Annotated in this window: 24 protein-coding genes; 17 read left to right on the top strand and 7 right to left on the bottom strand. The window is 62.0% G+C overall.

Features of this window, described 5'->3' with window-relative positions; all coding sequences use genetic code 11:
- Positions 1-89 precede the first annotated feature (89 nt).
- Together KCX70_RS16590 and KCX70_RS23335 are read left to right on the top strand one after the other, a co-directional pair.
- Entirely contained in the window at positions 90-344 is a 255-nt protein-coding gene (locus KCX70_RS16590; RefSeq protein WP_212618190.1) for a succinate dehydrogenase assembly factor 2, read from the top strand.
- Positions 328-783 carry a protein YgfX gene (locus KCX70_RS23335; protein ID WP_249121655.1) on the top strand — a complete coding sequence of 152 codons (456 nt, stop codon included), beginning with the start codon at positions 328-330 and terminating at the stop codon, positions 781-783. The genes KCX70_RS16590 and KCX70_RS23335 overlap by 17 nt, the downstream gene beginning before the upstream one ends.
- Here KCX70_RS23335 and nadB read toward each other — a convergent pair.
- Positions 752-2,365 (bottom strand): L-aspartate oxidase, encoded by a 1,614-nt coding sequence (gene nadB / locus KCX70_RS16585; protein WP_212618189.1) that lies wholly within the window; start codon positions 2,363-2,365, stop codon positions 752-754. The genes KCX70_RS23335 and nadB overlap by 32 nt on opposite strands.
- A gap of 352 nt (positions 2,366-2,717) precedes the next feature.
- Here nadB and rpoE point away from each other — a divergent pair, with 352 nt between their 5' ends.
- The 12 genes from rpoE (at position 2,718) to pdxJ (ending at position 13,275) form a co-directional block, all read left to right on the top strand.
- Entirely contained in the window at positions 2,718-3,299 is a 582-nt protein-coding gene (gene rpoE / locus KCX70_RS16580; RefSeq protein ID WP_019342233.1) for an RNA polymerase sigma factor RpoE, read from the top strand.
- Positions 3,300-3,330: 31 nt separating this feature from the next.
- Complete coding sequence (locus KCX70_RS16575; RefSeq protein WP_021206988.1) at positions 3,331-3,930, top strand: sigma-E factor negative regulatory protein; 600 nt, start codon at positions 3,331-3,333, stop codon at positions 3,928-3,930.
- A gap of 8 nt (positions 3,931-3,938) precedes the next feature.
- Entirely contained in the window at positions 3,939-4,883 is a 945-nt protein-coding gene (locus KCX70_RS16570) for a MucB/RseB C-terminal domain-containing protein (RefSeq protein WP_021206987.1), read from the top strand.
- A complete protein-coding gene (locus KCX70_RS16565) occupies positions 4,880-5,386 on the top strand; it encodes a SoxR reducing system RseC family protein (protein ID WP_102853536.1) in 507 nt (168 codons plus the stop codon). The genes KCX70_RS16570 and KCX70_RS16565 overlap by 4 nt, the downstream gene beginning before the upstream one ends.
- The gene (locus KCX70_RS16560) at positions 5,367-6,773 is read left to right on the top strand and encodes a DegQ family serine endoprotease (protein WP_212618188.1); all 1,407 of its coding nucleotides are present in this window, start codon (positions 5,367-5,369) and stop codon (positions 6,771-6,773) included. The genes KCX70_RS16565 and KCX70_RS16560 overlap by 20 nt, the downstream gene beginning before the upstream one ends.
- A 176-nt stretch (positions 6,774-6,949) precedes the next feature.
- On the top strand, positions 6,950-8,749 hold the full coding sequence (gene lepA, locus KCX70_RS16555; RefSeq protein ID WP_102847502.1) for a translation elongation factor 4: 1,800 nt from the start codon (positions 6,950-6,952) through the stop codon (positions 8,747-8,749).
- Positions 8,749-9,603 carry a signal peptidase I gene (gene lepB, locus KCX70_RS16550; protein ID WP_021208843.1) on the top strand — a complete coding sequence of 285 codons (855 nt, stop codon included), beginning with the start codon at positions 8,749-8,751 and terminating at the stop codon, positions 9,601-9,603. Before lepA ends, lepB begins: the two co-directional genes overlap by 1 nt.
- 89 nt (positions 9,604-9,692) lie before the next feature.
- Positions 9,693-10,070 (top strand): DUF4845 domain-containing protein, encoded by a 378-nt coding sequence (locus KCX70_RS16545; protein WP_212618187.1) that lies wholly within the window; start codon positions 9,693-9,695, stop codon positions 10,068-10,070.
- A complete protein-coding gene (gene rnc / locus KCX70_RS16540; protein ID WP_021208841.1) occupies positions 10,067-10,756 on the top strand; it encodes a ribonuclease III in 690 nt (229 codons plus the stop codon). The genes KCX70_RS16545 and rnc overlap by 4 nt, the downstream gene beginning before the upstream one ends.
- Positions 10,749-11,657, top strand: coding sequence for a GTPase Era (gene era / locus KCX70_RS16535; protein ID WP_212618186.1), 909 nt, complete (start codon positions 10,749-10,751; stop codon positions 11,655-11,657). The genes rnc and era overlap by 8 nt, the downstream gene beginning before the upstream one ends.
- Before the next feature lie 186 nt (positions 11,658-11,843).
- A complete protein-coding gene (gene recO, locus KCX70_RS16530) occupies positions 11,844-12,536 on the top strand; it encodes a DNA repair protein RecO (protein ID WP_212618185.1) in 693 nt (230 codons plus the stop codon).
- Positions 12,529-13,275 (top strand): pyridoxine 5'-phosphate synthase, encoded by a 747-nt coding sequence (pdxJ, locus tag KCX70_RS16525; protein ID WP_021208838.1) that lies wholly within the window; start codon positions 12,529-12,531, stop codon positions 13,273-13,275. The genes recO and pdxJ overlap by 8 nt, the downstream gene beginning before the upstream one ends.
- Positions 13,276-13,320: 45 nt before the next feature.
- Here pdxJ and KCX70_RS16520 read toward each other — a convergent pair whose 3' ends face one another.
- Together KCX70_RS16520 and KCX70_RS16515 are read right to left on the bottom strand one after the other, a co-directional pair.
- Complete coding sequence (locus KCX70_RS16520; RefSeq protein ID WP_021208837.1) at positions 13,321-13,527, bottom strand: DUF2905 domain-containing protein; 207 nt, start codon at positions 13,525-13,527, stop codon at positions 13,321-13,323.
- Positions 13,528-13,549: 22 nt separating this feature from the next.
- On the bottom strand, positions 13,550-14,443 hold the full coding sequence (locus KCX70_RS16515) for a LysR substrate-binding domain-containing protein (RefSeq protein WP_212620369.1): 894 nt from the start codon (positions 14,441-14,443) through the stop codon (positions 13,550-13,552).
- Positions 14,444-14,601: 158 nt separating this feature from the next.
- Between KCX70_RS16515 and KCX70_RS16510 the strand changes: the two genes are divergently transcribed.
- Positions 14,602-14,877, top strand: a complete 276-nt coding sequence (locus KCX70_RS16510) for a hypothetical protein (protein ID WP_212618184.1) — start codon at positions 14,602-14,604, stop codon at positions 14,875-14,877.
- Here the strand turns inward: KCX70_RS16510 and cmoB are convergent.
- From cmoB to lon, 4 genes are all read right to left on the bottom strand, one after another.
- Positions 14,874-15,836 carry a tRNA 5-methoxyuridine(34)/uridine 5-oxyacetic acid(34) synthase CmoB gene (gene cmoB, locus KCX70_RS16505; protein WP_212618183.1) on the bottom strand — a complete coding sequence of 321 codons (963 nt, stop codon included), beginning with the start codon at positions 15,834-15,836 and terminating at the stop codon, positions 14,874-14,876. The two genes, KCX70_RS16510 and cmoB, sit on opposite strands and share 4 nt — an antisense overlap.
- Entirely contained in the window at positions 15,833-16,576 is a 744-nt protein-coding gene (gene cmoA / locus KCX70_RS16500; RefSeq protein WP_256437907.1) for a carboxy-S-adenosyl-L-methionine synthase CmoA, read from the bottom strand. The genes cmoB and cmoA overlap by 4 nt, the downstream gene beginning before the upstream one ends.
- Before the next feature lie 98 nt (positions 16,577-16,674).
- Entirely contained in the window at positions 16,675-17,070 is a 396-nt protein-coding gene (locus tag KCX70_RS16495) for a protease inhibitor I42 family protein (RefSeq protein ID WP_212618181.1), read from the bottom strand.
- A gap of 139 nt (positions 17,071-17,209) precedes the next feature.
- Entirely contained in the window at positions 17,210-19,591 is a 2,382-nt protein-coding gene (lon, locus tag KCX70_RS16490; RefSeq protein WP_212618180.1) for an endopeptidase La, read from the bottom strand.
- 139 nt (positions 19,592-19,730) lie between these two features.
- Here lon and KCX70_RS16485 point away from each other — a divergent pair, with 139 nt between their 5' ends.
- Both KCX70_RS16485 and putA read left to right on the top strand, forming a co-directional pair.
- Positions 19,731-20,486, top strand: a complete 756-nt coding sequence (locus KCX70_RS16485) for an AraC family transcriptional regulator (protein ID WP_212618179.1) — start codon at positions 19,731-19,733, stop codon at positions 20,484-20,486.
- A gap of 253 nt (positions 20,487-20,739) precedes the next feature.
- On the top strand, positions 20,740-23,901 hold the full coding sequence (gene putA, locus KCX70_RS16480; RefSeq protein ID WP_212618178.1) for a bifunctional proline dehydrogenase/L-glutamate gamma-semialdehyde dehydrogenase PutA: 3,162 nt from the start codon (positions 20,740-20,742) through the stop codon (positions 23,899-23,901).
- The last annotated feature ends 391 nt before the right edge of the window (positions 23,902-24,292 follow it).

Below are 24,292 nucleotides of genomic sequence, written 5' to 3'. Positions count from 1 at the left end.
GGCAGACACTTCGCAACGCCTGCCAAGGGATGTGCCGGCCGGGTGCGCCAGTCGTTATAATGCCGGCCTAATTTCAGGAGCCTCTTTGCATGGTCGAACAATCCGAACTCAATCGCCTGTTCTGGCAGAGCCGTCGTGGCATGCTCGAATTGGATGTGCTGCTGGTGCCTTTCGTCAAGGAGGTTTACCCGCAGCTGGATGAAGAAGATCAGCGTCGCTACCGCAAATTGCTCAGCTGCGAGGATCAGGACATGTTCGGCTGGTTCATGGAGCGCGCCGAGCCGGAGGACGACGACCTGCGTTACATGGTTCGCATGATCCTCGATCGTGTCCAGCCCAAGTAGCCAGCTGTTCGAGTGCCGCTGGCAAGCCTCTGGCCTGTTACTGGCACTTTATCTGGCGGTATTGGTTTTGCCCGTCGTCACGCTTCTCATGCTGCCAGTTCCGTTTTGGCTGCAGGTACTTGGCTTGTCGTTGTGCCTGTTGCACGCCGCCTGGGTGATTCCGTCGCGCATTCTGCTGAGTCGCGACACCGCCTGGCTTGGCCTTCGCCACGATCAGCAAGGCTGGGCGCTCTGGAGTCGTAGTGCCGGTTGGCAGCCCGTCCAGTTGCGGCCTGACAGCCTGGCGCTGCCACTCTTCGTGATCCTGCGCTTCAGGGTTCAAGGCGGCTGGTTCGTGCGTGGCCTGTGCATTCCACGTGGGGCAATGCCGCCTGATGAGCATCGGCGCCTTCGCCTCAGGCTGAAATTCAGCCGCCGTAGGTGGGCGGAACCAGAATAGTATCCGTCGCTTGCGGCAGCTGCTCGGGGTAATCCAGGGTGAAATGCAGGCCCCGGCTTTCTTTGCGCTGCATCGCCGAGCGGATCATCAAATCCGCCACGGTCGCCAGGTTGCGCAACTCGATCAGGTCGCGACTGACCCTGTAATTGCTATAGAACTCGTCAATTTCCGCGAGCAACAGGCGTACCCGGTGCTGCGCGCGCACCAGGCGCTTGTTGGTCCGGACGATCCCGACATAGTCCCACATGAACCGCCGAAGCTCGTCCCAGTTGTGGGCGATGATGACGTCTTCATCCGAATCGGTGACCTGGCTGGCATCCCAGATCGGCAGCTGACCGGTTGGCGTGATGGACGGCAGTTCTCGCAGCATGTCCTGGGCGGCGGACTGCGCATAGACGAAGCACTCCAGCAGTGAGTTGCTGGCCATGCGGTTGGCCCCGTGCAGCCCGGTAAAACTGGTTTCGCCGATCGCGTAGAGTCCGGGCACGTCGGTCCTGCCGGTCTGGTCGACCACCACGCCGCCGCACGTATAGTGCGCTGCGGGCACCACGGGAATGGGTTCGCGCGTGATGTCGATGCCGAATTCCAGGCAGCGTTCATAGACGGTCGGAAAGTGCGCCTTGATGAAATCGGCAGGTTTGTGACTGATGTCCAGATACACGCAGTCCACGCCCAGTCGCTTCATTTCGTGGTCGATCGCTCGGGCCACGATGTCGCGCGGAGCCAGCTCGGCTCTGGGATCGAAGCGCGGCATGAAGCGTTCGCCGCTGGGCAGCTTGAGCACCGCGCCTTCACCGCGTAATGCTTCGGTGATCAGGAAGCTCTTGGCCTTGGGATGGTAAAGACAGGTGGGGTGGAACTGGTTGAATTCTAGGTTGCCGACTCGGCATCCGGCACGCCAGGCCATTGCAATGCCGTCTCCGCATGCGCCGTCCGGGTTGCTGGTGTACAGGTAGACCTTTGCCGCGCCGCCTGTCGCCAATACGACGAATTTCGCCTGGAAAGTGTCTACTTCGCCGGTTTCCCGGTCCAGCACATAGGCGCCAAGGCAGCGCTTGCCGTTCAGGCCCAGCTTGCGTTCGGTTATCAGGTCGACGGCGACGCGCTGGTGCAGCAGATCGATGTTGTCCCGGCCCTGAGTGCGTCCCAGCAGGGTGTTGAAAATAGCCGCGCCAGTGGCATCGGCCGCATGAATGATGCGCCTGTGGCTGTGGCCGCCCTCGCGAGTGAGGTGGTATTCGAAACTGCCGTCTTCGCGGTCGGCATCGTCGCGGGTGAAAGGTACGCCTTGTTCGATCAGCCAATGGATAGCCTCACGGCTGCGCTCGACGGTGAAGCGAACGGCGTCCTCCCTGCACAGCCCACCGCCGGCGACGAGTGTGTCGGCGACATGGGACTCGACCGTGTCCGTATCATCCAGCACCGCTGCCACGCCGCCTTGGGCCCAATACGTCGAGCCGTTGGCCAGGTCGCCCTTGCTCAGCACTGCCACGCGAAGCGTGGCCGGTAGGTTGAGAGCAAGCGTCAAGCCGGCGGCACCGCTGCCGATGACTAGCACGTCGTATTGATAATGTCGGCTCATTTCGAATCTCACAGTGAGGCGGGCGCTAGTATATAGGCGCGCCCACCTGCAAAATAGCGGCCCGCGTTTATGTGGTTGCTGCTTTGGAACTTTTCTTGCAGGCCTGTCTCTATAGACAGTTGTGGAAGCCAGCCAGCTGGCCATCGATCGGTGGGCGGCTGGATTTTGCTGTAGATACCAGGAGTGCGTCGTCGAGACGATCCGTTTCGATGCGTTGCTCGCTAATGCCGTCAGGTGTGTTGCAGGAAAGCTTGCTTGAAGGGGGAGAACTTTTGTGTAAAGCCCGGGTCTATTCTGGCAGGTCAGCTCGCAGGCGAGCGCAGCATTCCTTCCAGGTCATGGAGGAGTGTTTATGCTAACCCAGGAGCAGGACCAGCAACTGGTCGAGCGGGTGCAGCGGGGAGACAAGCGGGCTTTTGATCTGTTAGTTCTGAAATATCAGCACAAGATTCTTGGGTTGATCGTGCGCTTCGTACATGATTCTCACGAGGCTCAGGACGTTGCGCAGGAAGCCTTTATCAAAGCCTACCGCGCGCTTGCTAACTTTCGCGGAGACAGTGCCTTTTATACCTGGCTGTACCGCATCGCCATCAATACGGCGAAAAATCATTTGGTGGCCAGAGGGAGACGGCCACCAGACAGCGATGTCAGTTCTGAAGATGCCGAGTTCTACGAAGGGGATCACGCCCTCAAGGACATCGAGTCGCCGGAGCGCGCGCTGCTCAGGGATGAAATTGAAGACACAGTTCATAGAACTATCCAACAACTTCCAGAAGATTTGCGCACGGCTCTAACACTGCGTGAATTTGATGGTCTTAGTTATGAAGACATTGCAAACGTCATGCAGTGTCCGGTGGGTACGGTCCGCTCACGGATATTCCGGGCGCGGGAAGCCATCGATAAAGCATTGCAACCCCTGTTGCATGAATCCTGAGACAGCGGCGACAGCCAAGAGAGGAACCGCCATGAGTCGTGAAGCCCTGCATGAATCGCTGTCCGCGGTGATGGATAACGAAGCGGACGAGTTGGAATTACGTCGAGTACTCGCCGCAGACGGCGACACCGACATGCGATCGACCTGGTCGCGTTATCAGATCGCTCGTGCCGCCATGCACAAAGAGCTGATCGAGCCTCGCCTGGATATCGCTTCGGCGGTCTCGGCGGCTCTGGCGGATGAGCCAGCCATTACGATGGCCAAGCCGCAGCGGTTTGCCTGGGGCAACCTGGGTCGGCTCGCCGTTGCGGCATCGGTCACCGTTGCTGTGCTGGCCGGCGTACGCTTGTACAATCAAAGCGATGTGGCTGGCCCGCAGATCGCGCAGCAAGCGGCGCAACCCAGTATCGCGGTACCGCAGGCCAATCAAGGTCCAGCGGTCCTGGCTGGTTATAGCGAAGACGCGGGCCCGTCTGACGCGCAAGCGACAGGTGCGCAGGCTTCTACCGAAGGCTGGCACGAAAAGCGGCTGCCGACGTATGTTCGCCAGCATGCGCAACAGGCCGCGTTTGGTAGCGGCTCTGAAGGTGCGTTGCCTTATGCGCGCGCTGCCAGCATGGAAGATCGTTAAGGAAGAACATGCGTGTAATACCGCTGTGTGTGGTGCTCGGAGGCTGGCTATCTATGCCGGCCTTCGCTGCTGATGCCGATACTTGGATGCAACGACTTGCGGCGGCCGAGAAGAAGCAGAGTTACCAGGGCACATTCGTCTACGAACGCAATGGTAGCTTTTCCAGTCATGCGGTCTGGCAACTCGTAGAGGGTGACCAACTGCACGAGCGGCTCTTGCAGCTGGACGGTCCTGCTGTCGAGGTTTCGCTGGTCGATGGCAAGGTCCAGTGCGCCAGCGAGGATATGGCGTCGCAGGTTCGCGACGGCAAGCCATGGCGGCAGCAACCCTTGGAGCCGGAGGCGTTGTCCAGGTGGTACAACTTCCAGGTTATCGGCGAGTCCCGCGTTGCGGGGCGGTCAACCGTAGCGTTGTCGATCAGGCCGAAAGACCAGCACCGTTACGGCTTCGAGCTGCATCTGGACCGAGAGACGGCGCTACCGCTCAAATCACTTTTGCTCGACGAGAACGGCCAGTTACTCGAGCGCTTTCAGTTCACGCAATTCTTGCCTGACACCATCGGGCCTGCCGATGTCCGTGCCGGCTCGGACTGCAAGCCCGTCTCTCTGGCTGCGGAAGAGTCCTCGACGCCTCCGAAGTGGCGTTCTGACTGGCTGCCGGATGGGTTCCAGCTGCTTGACTCGAACGTTCGTCCCAGCCCGGCTTCTGATGAAAAAGTGACCTGGCTTTCCTATGGCGATGGGCTTGCCCGCTTCTCGGTGTTTCTCGAGCCGCTGCATGGCGCGGTCGTCGAGGATGCGCGCAGTCAAATGGGGCCGACAGTCGCGGTATCCAAGCGTATTTCCACAGCGGGCGGCGACGTGATGGTCACCGTGGTGGGTGAAATTCCGTTAGGGACCGCCGAGCGAATTGCATTGTCCATGCGCGCTGGAGCTGAACAGGCTTCGCGATGATCGAAGAACCGGGGCGGGTAGTTGCCGTAGAGGCTGGTGCGGTTTGGGTCGAGACTCGGCGCAGCAGCACCTGCTCTGGTTGTTCGGCCAGAAACGGCTGCGGTCAGGGGTTGATGGACAGGCTCGGTGTCCGTGAACGGCGCGGACTGATACGGGCTCTATCCGACTGCCACCTGAGCGTAGGCGACTCGGTCGTCATAGGCATCCGTGAAAGCGTGTTGCTGCGTGGGGCCCTCCTTGTTTATCTCTTCCCACTGATTGCATTGTTTGCCTCGTCGCTCCTGGCCTCGGAGCTCGGCGCCAGCGAGCCGTACGTCATGCTCGCCGGCATTAGTGGCTTTGTGCTGTCATGGCTGGCGGTACGCAAGCGTAGTCAGCAAACGGCGTGCGACCCGGCGCTGCAACCGGTCGTGCTGCGACCCGTGCTGGTGGGAGCGGCCGGTCGTGGTCAGGCCAATACGATTCTGACAAGGGAGAGTGATCTTGAGGGTTTCACGGAATAGCTGCTTCGCCTTTCTCGTTGCATTGTTTTGTCTTGGGCAGGCTGCGCTGGCCAATGCGCAACTGCCGGACTTCACCCCGCTGGTGGAAAGCGCTTCGCCGGCGGTAGTCAACATCAGCACCAAGCAGCACGTGCAGGCCCGTGGCGCGGCCGCGCAGATGCCTGATCTCGAGGGCTTGCCGCCCATCTTTCGTGAGTTCTTCGGACACAGCTTTCCGGCCCCGCCTGAAGGGCAGCAGCCTGACGCGCAGTCGCTGGGCTCTGGATTCATCATCGCCGCTGACGGTTATGTGCTGACCAACAATCACGTGGTCGCCGATGCAGATGAAATCATCGTTCGCTTGCCCGATCGGAGCGAGCTGGAGGCAACGCTTGTCGGGGCTGATCCTCGTACCGATGTGGCTCTGCTCAAGATCGAGGCGACCGGCCTGCCAACGGTGCGCCTGGGCGACTCCAGCGCGCTGAAAGTCGGTGAATGGGTGCTCGCGATCGGCTCGCCGTTTGGATTCGATCACACGGTGACGGCCGGCATCGTCAGCGCCACGGGCAGAAATTTACCCAGCGAGAGCTATGTCCCTTTCATCCAAACCGACGTTGCGATCAATCCGGGTAATTCCGGTGGGCCGCTGTTCAATCTCCAAGGCGAGGTGATCGGTATCAACTCGCAGATATTCACCCGGTCGGGTGGTTTCATGGGGCTTTCCTTCGCCATCCCGATCGACGTCGCGATGGATGTCGCCGATCAGTTGCGCACCGAGGGTAAGGTCAGTCGAGGTTGGCTGGGCGTCGCTATCCAAGAGGTGAATCGGGATCTGGCTGAGTCGTTCGGGCTCGAGCGCCCGGCTGGTGCGCTGGTGGCACAAGTGATGGACGGTGGTCCGGCAGCCAAGGGCGGTTTGCGAGTCGGTGATGTCATTCTCAGCGTCGACGGCCATGCGATCGATATGTCGGCTGACCTGCCGCATCTGATTGGCGCCATCAAGCCGAACACCAAGGCCAAGCTGGAAATCGTCCGAGATGGCGAGCGTGAAACGCTCACCGTTCAGATCGGGGCTCTGCCGGACGAGGGCGAGGAGGCCGCGGCAGCCGAGCGCAACGCCGAGAAGAGCAACAACAGGCTTGGTGTGAAGGTATCGGAGCTGACTGCCGAGCAGAAGCGCAGCCTCGACCTGCCGGGTGGGGTGGTGATTACCGAAGTATCGAGCGGGCCGGCGGCAATGATCGGCTTGCGCCCGGGTGACGTCATCACTCACTTGAATAACCAGGCAATTGACTCGGTTTCGACGTTTGCACGCGTCGCAGAGCAGTTGCCCAAGAATCGGTCGGTCTCCATGCGGGTATTGCGGCAGGGGCGTGCGAGTTTCATTACCTTCAAGCTCGCCGAATAGGCGGAATCGGCAATTCAAAGCGGCCTGCGGGCCGCTTTTTTATTGCCTGATCATCATTTTCAGAGGGGTGGAAACCGGTTGCGGGGTCTGGCGTGGCGCTGATTAGACCTATCAGGTACACTTTGCGGCTATTTTCGGCGGGCAATCGGCCCGCGGCGTATTCGAGTGTTTTAGTTGTGAGCGACCTGAGTCATATCCGCAATTTTTCCATCATCGCGCATATCGATCATGGCAAGTCGACCCTGGCTGATCGCTTCATCCAGATGTGTGGTGGCCTGACCGAGCGTGAGATGAACGCCCAGGTGCTCGATTCGATGGATCTCGAACGCGAGCGAGGCATCACCATCAAGGCGCACAGCGTCACGCTGTATTACAAGGCGCGAGACGGCAAAACCTATCAGCTGAACTTCATCGATACGCCCGGCCACGTCGATTTCACCTATGAAGTGAGCCGTTCGCTCGCGGCATGTGAGGGTGCGCTGCTGGTGGTCGATGCGGGGCAGGGCGTCGAAGCGCAGTCGGTTGCCAACTGCTACACGGCCATCGAGCAGGGGCTGGAAGTGATGCCCGTGTTGAACAAGATGGACCTTCCCCAGGCCGACCCCGACAAGGTCAAGGGCGAAATCGAACATATCATCGGTATCGATGCGACCGACGCCGTTGCCTGCAGTGCGAAGAGCGGCATGGGCGTGGACGAGGTGCTCGAGCGCCTGGTTCAGGTCATTCCGCCGCCAACCGGTGAAATAGACGCACCGTTGCAAGCGCTGATCATCGATTCCTGGTTCGACAACTACCTCGGGGTCGTCTCGCTGGTACGGGTGCGTCATGGTCGGATCAAGAAGGGCGACAAGGTACTGGTCAAGTCCACTGGCAAGATGCACCAGGTCGATAGCGTCGGTGTGTTCAATCCTAAACACACCACCACGGCAGACCTGAAGGCCGGCGAAGTCGGCTTCATCATCGCGGGGATCAAGGATATTCACGGTGCGCCTGTGGGCGACACCCTGACGCTCGCCAACACCCCCGACGTCGAGATGCTGCCCGGCTTCAAGCGCGTCAAGCCGCAGGTTTATGCGGGCCTGTTTCCGGTCAGCTCCGATGATTTCGAAGATTTCCGCGAGGCCTTGCAGAAGCTGACGCTGAATGACGCCGCGCTGCAGTACGAACCCGAGAGTTCCGATGCCCTGGGCTTTGGTTTCCGTATCGGCTTTCTCGGCATGTTGCACATGGAGATCATCCAGGAGCGACTCGAGCGTGAGTACGATCTGGACCTGATCACCACCGCACCGACCGTGGTTTACGAGCTGGCGCTGAAGAACGGCGAGGTCATTTACGTCGACAGCCCGTCCAAGCTGCCGGACCTGTCGTCGATCGAGGACATGCGCGAGCCCATCGTGCGCGCCAATATTCTGGTGCCGCAGGAGCATCTGGGCAGCGTGATCACCCTGTGTATCGAGAAGCGCGGCGTTCAGCGGGATCTGCAATTCCTCGGCACGCAGGTTCAGGTGCGCTATGACCTGCCCATGAGCGAAGTGGTACTGGATTTCTTCGACCGCCTGAAGTCGGTCAGTCGCGGCTATGCCTCGCTGGATTACAGCTTCGAGTGTTTCCAGTCGGCTAACCTGACTCGTCTCGACATCCTGATCAACGGCGACAAGGTCGATGCCTTGGCGCTCATCGTGCACCGGGATAACGCCCACTATAAAGGCCGCATTCTGGTCGAGAAGATGAAAGAGCTGATTCCTCGGCAGATGTTCGACGTCGCGATCCAGGCCGCGCTGGGCGGTCAGATCGTTGCGCGAAGCACTGTCAAGGCGTTGCGCAAGAACGTTCTGGCCAAGTGCTACGGCGGTGACGTGAGCCGCAAGCGCAAGCTGCTGGAAAAGCAGAAGGCCGGTAAGAAGCGGATGAAGCAGGTCGGTAACGTTGAGATACCGCAGGAAGCTTTCCTCGCAGTGCTGAAGGTAGATAGCTGATGTCGATCAATTTTCCGCTGTTGCTGGTGATTGCCGTTGCGGTCTGCGGCTTCCTTTCACTGCTCGACCTGGTGTTCTTCGCGCCGCGTCGTCGGGCTGCGATAGCGAATTACGAAGGGCGGACCGGCGAGCCGGACCAATCGACGCTCGATGCCTTGAACAAGGAGCCGGTGCTGATCGAGTACGGCAAATCGTTCTTTCCAGTATTGGCGATCGTGCTGGTCCTGCGGTCGTTTCTGATCGAGCCCTTTCAGATTCCTTCGGGATCGATGATTCCAACGCTCGAAGTCGGCGACTTCATTCTGGTGAACAAGTTTGCCTACGGCATCCGTTTGCCGGTCGTCGATACCAAGGTCATCGATGTCAGCGATCCGCAGCGTGGCGATGTCATGGTGTTTCGCTATCCAAGCGACCCGAACATCAATTACATCAAGCGCGTCATCGGGCTGCCAGGTGACGTGATTCGCTACAGCAGCGACAAGCACCTGAGCATCAACGGCAACCCCGTTGCCGAGATGCTGATCGGCGAAGAGCCGGGAAGCCTGGGCAGTGCCAAGCTGTACCGCGAGAAGCTGGGCGAGGTGGAGCACCTGATCCGCAAGGAGATGGGACGCTATCGGGTCGAGCCCAATCGTGAATGGCACGTGCCCGCCGGCCATTACTTCATGATGGGCGACAATCGCGATAACTCCAACGACAGCCGCTACTGGCACGATCCGGCGATTCCGGCCGAGCTTGCCGGGATGGTTCCTGATCGCAACATCGTCGGCAAGGCGTTTGCCGTATGGATGAGCTGGCCGGATCCCAAGTTCAGCAACCTGCCGAATTTTTCCCGAGTCGGGCTGATTCACTGAGTCTGTGAATCAGGGCCCGGTTCCTCCGGTCCGGCTCGCTATATTTGAGTTGCCCCGATCCGTGGGTGTCGTACGACATAGAGGTCGACATGAGTTTCGCTCGTTCGCAAAAAGGGCTGTCCATGCTGAGCTGGATCATGGTGCTCGCGCTGGTCGCGTTTTTTGCCAGCACCGCATTCAAGATGCTGCCGCACTACTTCGACTATATGTCCATGGACAAGATCATCTCAGGGGTGGAAAGTGAACCGGCGCTGGAAATCCGCACCGTGCGGGATTTCTATAGCCATGTCCGCAAAGGGATGGACGTGAACGGCATTCGCGATCTCGATCTTGAGAAGGCACTGAAGGTCGTCATCGAGAACAACGAGTTCAAAGTCCACCTGGATTACGAAAAACGCGAGCCCCTGATCCGTAACCTCGATCTGGTGGCGAACTTCGACAAAGAATATCGCCTAAGGATGCCGTGAGCACTTCGTTAGCCCGTCTCGAGCGTAGGCTCGGGTATCAATTCAAGGATCAGGAGCTCATGCTGCTGGCCTTGACGCATCGTAGCTATGCCGGACGTAACAATGAGCGTCTGGAGTTTCTCGGCGATGCCATTCTCAATTTCATCGCCGGTGAGGCGCTGTTCAGTCATTTCCCCCAGGCCAAGGAAGGGCAGCTGTCGCGCTTGCGCGCGCGCCTGGTCAAGGGGGAAACCCTGGCGGTACTCGCCAGAGGCTTCGAGCTCGGGGAATATCTGCGCCTAGGTTCGGGGGAGCTGAAAAGCGGCGGTTTCCGCCGCGAGTCCATTCTGGCCGACACGCTTGAAGCACTGATTGGCGCAATCTATCTGGACGGGGGCATGGAGATCGCGCGCGATCGCGTGCTCGCCTGGCTCGCCAACGAACTGGAAGGGTTGACTCTGGTCGACACCAACAAGGATCCAAAAACGCGCTTGCAGGAATTTCTGCAGTCGCGTGCCTGTGAATTGCCGAAGTACGAAGTCGTGGCGATCCAGGGAGAGCCGCATTGCCGGACCTTCTTTGTCGAATGTCAGGTGTCACTGCTCAACGAGAAGACGCAAGGGCAGGGCGCCAGCCGGCGCATCGCCGAACAGGTTGCCGCTGCCTCGGCACTCATAGCGCTGGGCGTGGAGAACGGTCATGACTGATGAACATCTGCAGGACGAAGTGAGCCGCTGCGGCTACGTGGCTATTGTCGGCCGCCCCAACGTCGGCAAGTCAACGCTGCTCAATCATGTGCTTGGGCAGAAACTTGCAATCACTTCGCGCAAGCCACAGACCACCCGCCACAATATGCTCGGTATCAAGACCGAAGGTGCGGTCCAGGCGGTTTATGTAGATACCCCCGGCCTGCACAAGAATGGCGAAACCGCGCTTAACCGCTACATGAACCGCACCGCGTCGTCGGCTCTGAAGGACGTTGACGTGGTTGTCTTTGTGGTCGATCGCACACGCTGGACCGATGAAGATCAACTGGTTCTGGAACGCGTTCAATACGTCGAAGGGCCGGTGATCGTCGCCGTCAACAAGACCGATCGCGTCGAGGATAAGGGTGAGCTGCTGCCCCATTTCGAATGGCTGGCACAGCAGCTTCCGAAAGCCGAGATCGTGCCGATTTCCGCCCAGCACGGACAGAATCTGGACGTGTTCGAGAAGCTGGTCGCCTCGCATCTGCCCGAGGGCGCGCACTTTTTCCCTGAAGACCAGATCACCGACCGCAGCAGCCGGTTCCTGGCGGCTGAGTTGGTGCGCGAGAAAATCATGCGCCAGCTGGGCGCCGAAGTGCCTTACCAGATCACGGTCGAGATCGAGGATTTCAAGCAGCAGGGGCACGTCCTGCATATCCATGCGCTGATTCTGGTCGAGCGAGACGGGCAGAAAAAAATCATCATTGGCGACAAGGGCGAGCGCATCAAGCGTATCGGCCAGGAGGCGCGCAAGGACATGGAAGTGCTGTTCGATTCCAAGGTCATGCTCAACCTCTGGGTGAAGGTGAAGAGCGGCTGGTCCGATGACGAGCGCGCGCTGCATTCGCTGGGCTACCAGTAGGCAAGGGACTACAGGAGCGCTGGACACCGGACGGCAAAAGCGGCTCTGAGCTCAAAGCGCGTGGCTCTGCCGCATCGTGAACCCAGGTGCTGGGAACTCGCCCTGATCGAGGGCGGCCTACGGATGGCGGGTTTCACCCGCCCTACGCTTATCCAGCCTCCAGCCTCCAGCCTCCAGCCCAAACCCATGACCATCCAGACCGCCTTCGTCCTGCATAGCCGACCCTACCGCGAAAGCAGCGCGTTGGTGGATTTCTTCACGCCCGAAGGGCGTCTGCGTGCAGTGCTTCGCGGCGCACGGGGGCGGTCCGGCACGCTGGCCCGTCCCTTCGTGCCGCTCGACGTCGAGTTTCGTGGTCGAAGTGAGCTGAAGTCCGTAGCGCGTCTCGAGGGTGCGGGATTGGCGTACTGGCTCGACGGCAATGCGTTGTTCAGCGGCATGTATCTCAATGAGCTGCTGATTCGCCTGCTCCCGACCGAAGACGCCCATCCCGCCCTGTTCGAACACTACGTCGCGACCCTGCCCGCGCTGGCCGCCAAGCGCCCGCTGGAGCCGATCCTGCGCTCCTTCGAATGGCGACTGTTGACCGAGCTGGGTTACGGCTTCGCCCTCGACAAGGATATCGATGATCAACCGATTGCCTGCGGCGGGCTTTATCGTTTGTTGCCCGAGGCAGGCCTCGAGGCCGTGGGGCAGTTCCAGCCCGGCCTTTTCAACGGCGCGGAACTCTTGGCCATGGCCGAGGCTGACTGGGAAGTACCCGGCACGCTGGCGGCAGCGAAAAGGCTGATGCGCCAGGCGCTGGCGCCACATCTGGGTGGCCGGCCACTGGTCAGCCGCGAACTGTTCATGAACATCAAGGAGGTCCCGCGTGACTGAAGCCAATCGAATCCTGCTCGGCGTCAATGTCGATCACGTTGCCACCCTGCGCCAGGCGCGCGGCACCCGCTATCCGGACCCGGTCAAGGCCGCGCTGGATGCGGAGGAGGCCGGCGCCGATGGCATCACCGTTCATCTTCGCGAAGATCGTCGGCACATCCAGGAGCGTGACGTGCTGATGATGAAGGACGCGCTGCAGACGCGAATGAACTTCGAAATGGGCGTGACCGAAGCGATGCTCGCATTCGCCGAACGGCTACGTCCGGAGCATGTTTGTCTGGTGCCGGAGACGCGGCAGGAACTCACCACCGAGGGCGGCCTGGATGTGGCGGGGCAGGAAGCGCGCATTCGCGAAGCGGTCGACCGGCTGACCGCCTGCGGTGCCGAGGTCTCGCTGTTCATAGATGCCGATCCACGGCAGATCGAAGCTGCGGCACGCATCGGTGCGCCGGCCATCGAGCTGCATACCGGGCGCTATGCCGATGCGCACGGCGTCGCTGAACGCGCCTGCGAGCTGGCGCGAATTCGTGACGGCGTCGAGGCTGGTCTGAGCCACGGCCTGATCGTCAATGCCGGCCATGGCCTGCATTACCACAACGCCGAAGCCGTCGCCGCGATCCGCGGCGTCAATGAGCTGAACATCGGTCACGCCATCGTCGCGCACGCGCTGTTCGTCGGCTTCAAGCAGGCCGTGAAGGAAATGAAGCACCTGATCCTCAGCGCTGCCGCGCGCGGTTGATCGATCGAGGCGTTCCGGTTGCCTACGGCTCGCCTCGTCAAACAGCTAGCGGCGGAAGATGTTGATCAGCACTGTCAGGATCACGCTGAGAATGATCATCGAGGTGACGGGAATGAACACCCGGCTGCGTTCCGATTCGATGCGGATATCTCCCGGCAGCTTGCCGAACCAGCTCAGCAGCCCAGGCGCATAATGCAGGACCGCGCCGAGCACCAGCAGGAGCAAGCCTGCCGCCATCAACCATTTCGCCATGCTGTCTACGCTGCCGAATCGATCATTTGTGATAAGCGGCGAACGCCGCGATGACGTGCCGGGACAGCACCTCTACCGCCTCGCTGCGGCCAGCGGCGCAAAGCAACTTGATCTGGTATTCGCCGAGGCTGGGCAGGCTATCGCCTTCCTCCAGGCGCTTGAGCGGAGGCCTGATCAGGCTCAACGGATACGGCGCCACCGCCAGGTCAGCGATCATCGCCGCTTCTTGCCCGGCGCACTGCTCGCTGGAGTAGGCAATGCGGTAGGGGCGACCGGCGCGGTCCAGTGCGTCCATCGCCTGGCGTCGCCACGCGCATTCGGGGCTCGACAGGGCCAGCGGCAACGGGTTGCGCTCGACCGCGACGCCACCGGCTCGGCCGGCCCAGACCAGCGGCTCGCTGTGGATGACTTCGCCGCGCGAGTCGTCCTGGCCGAGGTTGCCGACGCTGATGAGCGCGACGTCCAGCTCGCCGGCGTCGATGCGCTGGATCATGTCGACACTGCGGCCCACCGACACATTCACCTCGATCCCCGGGTGGGTACGGGCGAACAGCGACAACAGGCCAGGCAGGATGTGCGTGCCGATGTCGGCGGGGGTACCGAAACGAACCCGCCCGTTCAGCCGCGGCGAGATGAACGCACTGACCGTCTCTTCATTGAGCTTGAGCAGGCGCCGGGCGTAACCGAGCAGCCGTTCGCCGTCATCGGTGAGTGTGATGCGCCGGGCCTCGCGGACGAACAGGGCGCAATCGAGCATGGTCTCGAGCCGTTTGATCTGCATGCTGACGGCCGAGGTGGTGCGAAAGACCTGCCCGGCCGCGCGCGTGAAGCTTCCGCTTTCGGCGATAGAGACGAAGGTGCGCAGCACATCGATTTCAAGCAGGGGCATGGCGGACTGGGGAAGTTCTTCGGGCATACCTGGCATGGGGCCGCCTTCAATTTTGTTGAATCGTAGATTTCATTGTAGTCGTTTGTCTGAATCGTCAAGGGCGCTCAAGCTGATTCTGCCGACCACGAGTCGGTCGGCGGGCATCGGGTGCGCCCATAGCACCCTCGCGAAGACAGGAGGATGCGATGCGTCATTCTGAACGGCAGCAACAGTGCGATAAGGTCGACGACCGTCCCCGCCCGGCGATGCCGGACTTCTACATGCCAGCGATGTGGCCATTCGAACTTCAGCAGGTGGTGATCGACCGGTTCGTCGCCTGGCGCAAGCGGCGCCTGTACAAGCGCCTGCTCAGGCTCAGTGACAGGCAACTGCGGATGCGTGACCTGAGCCGGCCGCGACTTCTGGAGAAGCTGCAGATGCCGCTGCGGCAATTGATCGAGGAGCAGCGTTGCCAGCGCTAGGGTTTGCGCGCGACCAGGACGGCGCGCATCGGCGCTGGCAACCCTTCGATGGTCTTGCTGTGGTCATCAGGGTCGAGGAAGTCAGGTAGCGACTGATAGCGCATCCAGTCGGTACTGCGCTGTTCCTCGACGCTGGTGACGCTGATATCGACGCAGCGCACATCAATGAACCCCGCCCGACGCAACCAGCATTCCAGCGCGGCCACCGAGGGCAGGAACCAGACGTTGCGCATCTGCGCGTAACGATCCTCGGGGACCAATGCGGTGTGCTCGTTGCCTTCGATCACCAGGGTTTCCAGTACCAGCTCGCCGCCCTTGAGCAGACAGTCCTTGAGTTCCAGCAGATGATCGATGGGCGAGCGGCGGTGATAGAGCACGCCCATGGAGAACACCGTATCGAAGCCTTCGAGCTTCGCCGGCAGTTCTTCCAGGGCCATCGGCAGGTGCCAGACGGGGTGCTCGGCAAGGTAGCGTTTCATCGCGTGGAACTGGCAGAAGAACAGCCAGTTCGGATCGATACCGACGACCGAGTCGGCGCCGGCGCCGAGCATGCGCCACATGTAATAGCCATTGCCACAGCCAACATCGAGGATGCGCTTGCCGGTCAGGTTCAGGTGCGGCGATACGCGTTCCCACTTCCAGTCCGAGCGCCATTCGGTGTCGACGTGCACACCGAACACATCGAAGGGCCCTTTGCGCCAGGGCGACAGGCCGAACAGTGCGTCACGGGTGGTGGCGCGTGTCGCCTCGTCGCAATCGGCATCCAGCCGAAAGGCATCGCGCAGCTCGACCGCCTCGGGCTGAATGTTCGGCAGCGCATCGACTGCCCGCCGCCAGCGCGGCAGATCGCCATGCCCGACGGCGAGCTTGGCGTCCAGTTGCTGCTGCAGGCCGTTGGCCCAGGCGGCCAGCGGGGTGCCGGCCAGGCGCCAGGCGAGGGGAGTCAGGTCGAGATTCATGGCAGGGCGATCAGCGAGGCGAAATTCAGGCACTGGAACCAGGGCACCACTTTGGAGAAACCAGCGTCCAGCAAGCGCTGACGGTGGGTTTCCAGGCTGTCGGGCTTCATCACGTTCTCGATGGCACTGCGCTTCTGTGCGATTTCCAGCTCGCTGTAGCCATTGGCGCGCTTGAAGGCGATGTGCAGATCGGTGAGCAATTGCTGCTCCTCCTCGTCCTCGAAACGCAGCTTTTCCGAGAGGATCAGCGCGCCGCCTGGCACCAGCGCCTGGCGGATGGCACCCAATAGCGCGGGCCGCTGTTTCGGCGGGATGAACTGCAAGGTGAAATTCAGCGCGACCAGCGAGGCGGGTTGAAATTCGAGTGCGAGTACATCGGCCTCGATCACTTGGACCGGAAGTAGTTCCTGAAACATCGAGTCCTGCCCATGCAGGTATTCACGGCAGCGCTCGACCATGGCCGTGGAATTGTCCACGGCAATGACCTGGCAGTTGTCGGCCTTGACGTGCCGACGCAGCGCCTGGGTCACCGCGCCCAGCGAGCAGCCGAGGTCGTACAGGCAGGTGTTCGGCTGGGCGAACTGCGCAGCCAGCACGCCGATGTTCTCGACGATGGTGGGGTAGCCCGGGACCGAGCGTTTGATCATGTCGGGGAACACCCGCACAACGTCTTCGTTGAAAACGAAGTCCTGGGGTTGGGCAAGGGGCTGGGCGAACAGGCGGTCGGGTTCGTGGCTCACGGTAACGTCTGGGCAGGCTGAAAACAGGGGCGGCATTGTAGCGGAAAGCCGACTCGAACGCCGTCGCCGAAGGACAGCCGGGGTTGTGCCCGCTGAGGCTATTGCACCTCAATGCGGCAGTCGAACAGCCCGGCTGGCTCGCCTTCGGTTTCCCAGGGGCGCTCATAGGTGAGGTAGAGCCGTCCGCTGCCCGGCTGATCCGCCTGAAAGCGCCAGGTCGAGATGCCCTCGCCGCCGACGAGGTCGTTCTTCGGCGAACTGAACACTTCCGGGCCGAGGCTTTTCAGCTGTTCACCCGAAATTTCCCGGGCATGCCAGCGGTAGCCCGTGGTCGGGTTGCTGGGTAGGCTGACGATCAGTTTCTGCCCCGGCCGCAGGGTTACCGGACACTCGGCTTCGTCGCTCAGCGCGACGGTGCCGGACGGCGCACTGGCGCAGCCAGCAAGCAGCAATAGCGGTACGAAGGACAGTAGGCGGGGCAGGGCGGTAGGCATCGGCGTGGGCGGCTCTGGTCGGGATGGGTCTGAATCGAACCATAAGGCGCCAGGCGCCCATCGTAAAGCGTGCCCGATCGGGATGCGGCAATACGGCCGCCGACAGCGCTCCGTGATCTCGGAGGCTGTCGGCGCAATCTCAGAACAATACCTTGACCACGTCGCTGAAACGCTTGGCGAAATGCATCGTCAGGCCTTCTTTCAGATAGTCCGGCAACTCTTCGAAGTCGCCCCGGTTCAGTTCAGGGATGATCAGCTCGTAGAGCTTCAAACGGCGCGCGGCGATGACTTTTTCACGCAGGCCGCCAATGGGCAGCACCAGCCCGGTGAGGGTCAGCTCGCCGGTCATGGCCACGCCTTTCTTCGGTGCCTGGTTACGGGCCAGCGACAGCAACGCGCTGGCCATGCTGATGCCGGCGCTGGGGCCGTCCTTGGGCGTGGCGCCTTCCGGCACATGCATGTGGACGAAGGCCTGGTCGAAGAAGCTCGGGTCGCCCTTGAATTCCTTCAGGTGCGAGTTGACGTAGCTGAAGGCGATTTCGGCCGACTCCTTCATGACATCGCCGAGCTTGCCGGTGAGTTTGAAGCCACGGTTAAGCGTGTGGATGCGCGTCGCCTCGATCGGTAGCGTGGCGCCGCCCATGCTGTTCCAGGCAAGGCCAGTGACCACGCCGACCCCGGTGAGCAACTGCTCGGGATGCCAGAACGGCATGCCCAGGTAGCTCTCGACGTCCTTCGGGCCGATCTTGATCTTGCTTTCGGGCTCGTCCAGCAGCTTGACCACGGCCTTGCGCACCACCTTGCCGAGTTGCTTGTCCAGCTGCCGCACCCCGGCTTCCCGGGCATAGCCTTCGATCAGGCTGCGCAAGGCACTGTCGCTGATCGTCAGGCGATTCTTCGGCACCCCGGCGCGCTGCAGCTGACGCGGCCAGAGGTGGCGCTTGGCGATGGCCAGCTTCTCTTCGGTGATATAGCCGGACAGCCGGATGATCTCCATGCGATCGAGCAGCGGGCCGGGGATCGAATAGAGGCTATTGGCGGTGCAGACGAACAGCACCTTGGACAGGTCCAGGCGCAGGTCGAGATAGTGATCGAGAAAGCCGACGTTCTGCTCCGGATCGAGGGTTTCCAGTAGCGCCGAGGCCGGATCGCCCTGATGGCTGCTGCCGAGCTTGTCGACCTCGTCGAGCATGATCACCGGGTTCATCACCTCGACTTCTTTCAGCGCCTGCACCAGCTTGCCGGGCAGGGCGCCGATGTAGGTGCGCCGGTGCCCCTTGATTTCCGCCTCGTCGCGCATGCCGCCGACACTGAACCGGTAGAACCGGCGGCCCAGGGATTCGGCGATGGACTTGCCGATGCTGGTCTTGCCCACTCCCGGCGGGCCCACCAGCAGCACGATGGAACCGGCGATCTCGCCACGGAAGGCCCCGACGGCGAGGAACTCGATGATGCGATCCTTGATGTCGTCGAGCCCGGCGTGGTGCGCGTTGAGCACCTTGCGCGCGTGTTCCAGGTCAAGCTTGTCCTCGCTGTACAGGCCCCAGGGCATGGAGGTGGCCCAGTCCAGGTAGTTGCGCGTTACCGCGTATTCGGGCGATCCGGTTTCCAGCACCGACAACTTTTGCAGCTCGTCGTCGATGCGTCTTTGCGCGGCGGGCGGCACCACCTTGCCTTCCAGGCGCGAGCGGAATTCGTCGGCATCGGCGCTGCGGTCGTCCTTGGTGATGCCCAGCTCCTGCTGGATGATCTTCAGCTGTTCCTTTAGGAAGAACTCGCGCTGGCGTTCGCCGATCTTGCGGTTCACCTCTCCGGTCAGCTCTTTCTGCAGCTTGGCGACCTCGACTTCCTTGCGCAGCAACGGCAGGACCTTTTCCATCCGCTTGAGCACCGGCACGGTGTCGAGCACTTCCTGCAGCTCCGCCCCGGGTGCGGTGGTCAGCGCGGCGGCGAAATCGGTCAGCGGCGAGGGTGCGTTCGGGCTGAAGCGATTGAGGTAATTCTTCAGCTCCTCGCTGTACAGCGGGTTGAGCGGCAGCAGTTCCTTGATCGCGTTGATCAGCGCCATGCCGTACGCCTTGACCTCGTCGCGCGGGTCTTCGTCGCTCTGCGGGTATTCCACTTCCACCAGGTAGGGAGGCTTGCGCCGCAGCCAGCCGCGAATGCGCACCCGGGTCATGCCCTGGGCCACGAACTGCAGCTTGCCGCCTTCCTTGGAGGCGTGGTGCACACGGACCATGGTGCCGTGCTCGGGCAGGCTGTCGGGATCGAAGGTGGTGGCGTCCGCTGCCGGCGCATCCATGTAGAACAGAGCCAGGCGCTGGTGCGGCGTCTTGGCGACCAGCTCCAGCGTCTCGGACCACGGATCTTCATTGACGATGATCGGCAGTACCTGGGCCGGGAAGAAAGGCCGGTTGTGCACGGGAATGATGTACAGCTTGTCGGGCAGGTTCTGATCCGGCAGCACCAGACCCGTGGAGGAGGGGTCCTGTTCGAATTCCTGATGGATGTCGTCGTTCATGCGGCACCTGTTGCGAGTACGTGCTCTTTAGATGGGTATCCGCCAAATGATTTCAATCCGATCACCGCAACGGATGGCCGATCGCTGTAAAAAAACACCGGCCTTCGGTAGAGTGCCCGGACACTTCAGGTACCCCGCCATGCTCAACGCACGTCTGCTTCGCCTCGATGACAAGGCCCACGAACACGCGCACGACTACCATCAGTTGGTCCTGTCGCTGTCGGGTAGTGCCGAGTTCGAGGTGGATGGTTCAGGTGGCGAGGTTTGCCGCATGCGCGCCTGCCTGGTGCCCGGGCATGCCGAGCACGAATTTGCCGGCAAGGGCGACAATCGCATGCTGATCATCGATCTGGATGATCAGGACGTCAGCGACGACGATCCGCGCCTGCTGGCGCAACTGTTCGAGACGCCGCGCTACCCGGCGCTGGATGCCGATTTCCACAACCTGCTCAACTACGCCGGTGCCGAGCTGGCGCGCTATGGCAGCGATCCGCTGCTGGCGCGGGCGTTGGGTGGCGTTCTTCTCAGGGCGCTGCACTTGCGGGTATTCGGCGAGGCGAAGCGGCAGCCAAATGGCTCGTTGGACATCGCTCGACTCGATGCCCATATCGAAAGCAATCTGGCGCGACGGATCACCGTCGCCGAGCTCGCCCAGGTCGCCTGCCTGAGCCCCAGCCATTTTCACGCGCAGTTCAAGGACAGCGTCGGCCTGACCCCGCATCAATACCTGCTCAAGAGCCGCCTGGACCGTGCCACCCGCTTGCTTCGGGAAAGTCCGTTGCCGTTGGTGCGTATCGCCGAGGAGTGTGGTTTTTCCAGCCAGAGTGCATTGACCACGGCCACTCGCCGCTACCTGGGGCTGACGCCCAAGCGCCTGCGCAAGCACGACGAGTGAGAATGGCGAAAAGTGCACCATTGGGGTGCGTTGCTGACAAAACGCCAGTATTTCTGCACCCCTTTAGCGAATTTGCGTGACAGCCTTTTGACGACCCGCAAACGCCGTAGTTTTTCGTAAAAGTTCCGTAGCTTCCTGCAACAACGCGAAACGCCCCCGCCTTAGATTCGCCTACCCGTTCGGCAGCTGCTGCGTCTTTCGAGCGCAAGCACGCCGTGCCAGTACAACAACACTCCACGAGAGGAGCGGCGCGATGTTCAAAGCCGGTCAAGTCTTGCAGGGCGATTTCGCCAACCTGAAAGCCGCCGAATTTTTCCCCGCCATCAGCGCGAATTACAGCGTTGACGAGGCGGCCTACCTGAACGAGCTCTTGCAGCTGGCCGATCCCGGCGAAGCGGGTATTGAAGCCATTCGTCGCGAAGCCCGTAATCTGATCGAAGCGGTGCGCGGCCGTGACAATGCCGTCGATACCCTCGATGCGCTGCTGCGCCAGTACAGCCTCGATACTCACGAGGGCCTGATGCTGATGTGCCTGGCCGAGGCGCTGCTGCGCGTGCCGGACTCGGCCACCGCCGACGCACTGATTCGCGACAAGCTCAACGCCGCCGAGTGGGAACGCCACCTGGGTCAGAGCGACAACGTGCTGGTCAATTTCGCCGCCTGGGGTCTGGTGATGACCGGCAAGGTGGTCGATCCGGAAAACGCTGACGGCCGCCCGAAGAATGTCATCGGCCGATTGATCAAGCGCTCGGGCGAGCCGGTCATCCGCGCCGCGATGAATCAAGCCATGAAGCTGATGGGCAAGCAATTCGTGCTGGGTCGGACCATTTCCGAGGCGCTGAAGAACGGCCGTCCCGAGCGCGAGAAGGGCTACACCTATTCCTTCGACATGCTCGGCGAAGCGGCCTTGACCGCCGAAGACGCGCGCAAGTACATGGCCGACTACCGTCAGGCCGTGGAAATCGTCGGTGCCGAGCCGCAGGTCGGTCCCGGCCCGCGCCCGTCGGTGTCGATCAAGCTTTCCGCACTGCATCCGCGGTATGAAGTGGCCCAGCGTGAGCGCGTGCTCACCGAGCTGTTCGCCAGCGTCCGCGAGCTGGCGATCCTGGCCCGCCGCCTGGATGTCGGCATCACCATCGACGCCGAGGAAGCCGACCGTCTCGAGCTGTCGCTAGAACTCTATGAAAAGCTGATGCGCGACCCGGCCATCGCCGGCTGGGGCGAGTTCGGCCTGGTCATTCAGGCCTACTCCAAGCGCTGCCTGCCGGTGCTGGTGTGGCTGACCCTGCTGGGCAAGGAACTCGGCGCGCGGATTCCGCTGCGGCTGGTCAAGGGCGCTTACTGGGACAGCGAGATCAAGCAGTGCCAGGTCCAGGGCCTCGACGGCTACCCGGTCTACACCCGCAAGGAAGGCACCGACACCTCGTATCTTGCCTGCGCGCGCTACCTGCTGTCGGAGCAGACCCGTGGCGTGATCTACCCGCAGTTCGCCAGTCACAACGCGCACACCGTCAGCTGCATCCTGTCGATGGTCGGCGAGCTGAAGACGCCGCGCGAGTTCGAGTTCCAGCGCCTGCATGGCATGGGCGATGCGCTGTACGACACGGTGATCGAGAAGTACCGCAAGAACGTGCGCATCTATGCACCGGTCGGCGCTCACAAGGACCTGCTGCCGTACCTGGTGCGCCGCCTTCTGGAAAACGGTGCGAACTCCTCGTTCGTCCACCAGCTGGTCGACCCGCGCGTGCCGGTCGAGACCCTGATCGATCACCCGGTTACCCAGCTGCGCCAGTTCAAAACCCTCGGCAACCATCGCATCCCGCTACCGCCGGCGCTGTACGGCAACCGGACCAACTCGCAAGGCATCAACATGAACATCCAGACTCAGTGGAACGAACTGTCCAGCGCCTACCAGACTTTCCTCGACCGCCAGTGGCAGGCTGCCCCGGTGATCGGCGGGCAGAAGCTCACCGGCGCGCCGCACAAGGTGCATTGCCCGTATCAGCTCAGCCAGGAAGTGGGCACCGCCCAGTTCGCCACCGCCGAGCAGGCCAGGCAGGCCATCGACGGCCTGTCCGCCTTCTGGCCGCGCTGGAACGCGACGCCCATCGAGCAGCGTGCACAGATCCTCGAGCGCCTCGGTGACTTGCTGGAAGCCAACCGCGCCGAGCTGATGGCGATGTGCACCCTGGAAGCCGGCAAGACCCTGCAGGACGGCATCGACGAAGTCCGTGAAGCCGTGGACTTCTGCCGTTACTACGCGCTGCAGGCGCGCCTGAAGCTCGGCCGTGAAGAACTCAAGGGGCCGACCGGCGAGCGCAACGAGCTGTTCCATGAAGGCCGCGGCGTGTTCGTCTGCATCAGCCCCTGGAACTTCCCGCTAGCGATCTATCTCGGGCAGATCACCGCGGCGCTGGTCGCCGGCAACACCGTGCTGGCCAAGCCCGCCGAGCAGACCAGCCTGATCGCCGCGCGCGCGCTGGAGCTGATGTTCGAAGCCGGCCTGCCAAAAGAGGCGATTGCCTTCCTGCCAGGCGACGGCGCCACCCTCGGCGGCGTGTTCTGCCGCGACCCGCGCGTGGTCGGCGTGTGCTTTACCGGTTCCACCGACACCGCGCGCATCATCAACCGCCAGCTGGCCGAGAAGGAGGGCGCAATCGCCGCCCTGATCGCCGAGACCGGTGGCCAGAACGCCATGATCGTCGATTCCACCGCACTGCCTGAGCAGGTGGTCAAGGATGCCGTCGGTTCGGCCTTCACCAGCGCCGGCCAGCGTTGCTCGGCCCTGCGCGTGCTCTATGTGCAGCGCGACATCGCCGACCGCGTCATCGAGTTGCTCAAGGGCGCGATGGCCGAGCTGAAGGTCGGCCCGACCCACTTGCGCGAAAACGACCTGGGCCCGGTGATCGATGCCGAAGCGCGCGAAGGCCTGCTGGCGCACATTCAGCAGCTCAAGGCAGAAGGCAAGCTGATCGCCGAAGCCAAGCTGCCGGGCAGCCTGAACGGGCATTTCGTTGCGCCAGTGGCGTTCGAGATCGGCAGCATCCTTGAGCTGAAGAAGGAGCAGTTCGGTCCGGTCCTGCATGTGGTGCGTTTCGACGCGGCCGACCTTGAGAAGGTCGTTGCCGACATCAATGCCACCGGCTACGGCCTGACGCTCGGCGTGCACAGCCGCAACGAGGAAACCGCCGAGCGCATCGAAGCGCTGGCGCGGGTCGGCAACCTCTATGTCAACCGCAACCAGGTTGGCGCGGTGGTGGGCGTGCAGCCGTTCGGCGGTTGCGGCCTGTCCGGCACCGGCCCGAAGGCGGGCGGCCCGAGCTATCTGCTGCGCTTCGTCAACGAACGCACCACCTCGACCAACACCACGGCGGTTGGTGGTAACGCGTCCTTGCTGTCGCTGGTCGACGACTGACAGGGATGGGGCTCTGGCAGGCCTGACGGCACGCACTGCTGTTCTTTGTGGGAGGCCCGACCCGGGGCGAAGCTTTTCCGGGCACCGGGATGGCGCCATTCGCCGCGAGGACGCGCCTCCCACATTGGGAACGGCGTGCACTGCTGTTTTTTGTAGGAGGCCCGACCCGGGGCGAAGCTTTTCGGGCACCGGGACGGCGCCATTCGCCGCGAGGGCGCGCCTCCTACATTGGGGGCGGTGTGCACTGCTGTATTTGTGGGAGGCCCGACCCGGGGCGAAGCTTTTCGGGCACCGGGCCGGCGCCATTCGCCGCAAGGGCGCTCCCACATTGGGAGCGGCCTGCACTGCGGTTTTTGTGGGAAGCCCGACCCGGGGCGAAGCTTTTCCGGGC

Origin of the sequence: Stutzerimonas stutzeri, from assembly GCF_018138085.1 — a bacterium.
Taxonomy (GTDB): Bacteria; Pseudomonadota; Gammaproteobacteria; order Pseudomonadales; family Pseudomonadaceae; genus Stutzerimonas; species Stutzerimonas stutzeri_AI.
Note: the sequence above shows the minus strand (reverse complement) of the source record. Positions and strands in the feature narration are given on the sequence as shown.